The sequence below is a fragment of the Roseateles sp. P5_B10 genome (assembly GCF_056400485.1).
Genome location: NZ_JBFULE010000913.1, coordinates 1 through 1,981, shown reverse-complemented (window position 1 = coordinate 1,981; position 1,981 = coordinate 1). Strand labels below are relative to the sequence as shown.

2 protein-coding genes are annotated in these 1,981 nt (G+C 68.3%); both read right to left on the bottom strand.

The features are described from left to right. The coding region (locus AC1DU6_RS29170) for a cysteine peptidase family C39 domain-containing protein (RefSeq protein WP_477861451.1) at nt 1-313 on the bottom strand (313 nt) is incomplete at its 3' end. After that, nucleotides 314-1,981: O-linked N-acetylglucosamine transferase, SPINDLY family protein (locus AC1DU6_RS29165; RefSeq protein WP_477861449.1), on the bottom strand; the 1,668-nt coding region annotated here is incomplete at its 5' end.

Genomic DNA, 1,981 nt, shown 5'->3' with positions numbered 1-1,981 from the left:
GCAGGGCATGGATGTCGTCGATGCTCTTGCGCAGCAGGCCGGCGTTGTAGCCCGCTTCGCGCATGACGCGGATGGCACCGTCGGGCGCCAGGGCACCTTCCACCGGCGCGCCGGCGCGCAGTGACTCGGGCGAGCGCGGCTTGCCATGGTGGCGCGTCAGCCAGGCCAGGGCCTGCAGCAGCGGGTCGCCGGCGGGCTGGTTGCTCAGGTTCTCCAGCGGGTCCGGCGGCGGCGCCGGCTCGCCATTGGCGGCCAGGCGCAAGCCCGGCGCCTGCGGCTGGCCGTCAAAGAAGGGGTCGTGCTGACGCGGCATTTAGGCCTTCTGCCTCGCATCGAGCGCAAGCCGCTCGAACTCTTGCTCTATATCGCGCACGATGGCCGGGATGTCAAACAGCGGCGAGCTGCGGCCGTACTCCGCCAGGTAACGCTTGTAAGAAGCTGCGCGGGCCGGCTGGTTGCCGATCTGTACGGCACGCTGCTCGTATTCCTCGATGGTCGTCGTGATCAGGTCGGGCAGGCCGACGGCCGTCAGCAGGCTGCCGGCCATGCGCGAGATGTAGGTACGGCCCGAGCGGGTCAGGATGGGCGTGCCCATCCACAGGCAGTCGCTGGCCGTCGTGCCGGCGTTGTAGGGAAAGGTGTCCAGGAACAGGTCGGCCAGCGTGAAGCGGGCCAGGTAGTCGGCCGGCTGGGCGCGACCGGCGAAGACGAGGCGTTCGGGGGCGATGCCCTCTTCCACCGCAACGCGCTGCAGGTTGGCCTTGGCAAACGGGTTGTCGGCCAGCAGCCACAGCACACTGTTCGGCACCTGGCGCAGCACGCGCATCCAGCAGCGCCAGACCTGCTCGCTCATCTTGTGGTTGTTGTTGAAGGCGCAGAAGACGAAACCGTCCTCCGGCAGCCCCATCTCGGCACGGCTGGGCGCCGGGTTGGCGGCGCGCGTGCGGTCGCTGACCTGGTAGCAGTGCGGCAGGTAGATGGGTTTTTCGGTGTGATACGGCAGCGACTCCGGCGGCATCACGAAGCGGTCGGCCAGGATCCAGTCCACACCCGGCAGGGCCGAGGTGGCCGGCAGGCCCAGGTAGCTGACCTGGATGGGCGCGCCGCGATAGGCCWGGATGCCGGGGCGCGCGCCGCTGGTCAGCCCCTGCAGGTCGACGAGCACATCRATGCCAGCCTCAGCAATCATCTCTGCGGCGCGGCGGTCAGGCACGCCGTGCAGCGGCGTGTAGCTGTCCATCGCCCCCTTGATGCGGGCGCGTAGCGGCGTGCCGTCCTCGCGGCTCCAGCTGAAGGCGTGGATCTCGAACTTGGCTTTGTCGTGCAGCTCGTACAGCTCGGCCGTCAACAGGCCGACGGCATGCATGTGCAGATCGCCGGACAGATAGCCGATCTTGATCTTGCCTTCGCGCTTGCGGCCCTTGTGCAGCGGTGGCTCGGTGACCTTGGTGACCTTTTCCAGCACGAAGCGCTGGGCGGTCAGCAGTTGCAGGGCCGGGTCATCGCTCTCGTCCAGCATGCCGAGCAGCGAGGTGCTCATCAAGAGGTGGTTGTGCGTGACGTCGCCAAAGGTCTGGTAGACCGGCCAGGCGCATTGCTTCTGGCGGATGTGCACGTAATGCTGGGCCACGTCGCTCTGGCGCGGGTCCAGCTCCAGCGAGCGGCGCATCAGCGCCTCGGACTCGTCATAGCGCTTCTCCTGCTCCAGCAGGCGGGCGGCGTTGTTGAAGGCGTGCAGGCGCAGGCTCAGCGGGTCGGTGCCAAGCGCGTCGGGCGCCTCGTTGTCATAGACGGTGCGCCATTCGGCCAGCGCCTCTTCCATGCGCCCCTGGTGCTCGAGCTGGTGGCCGAGGTTCAGGCGCGCCTGGGCGAAGGCCGGTGCCTGTTCGAGCGCCATGCGGTAGACGGTCTCCGCCTCCTCATGGCGGCGCAGTTCGCCCAGGACGGCACCCCAGTTGAAACAGGCCACATGACGCAGCGG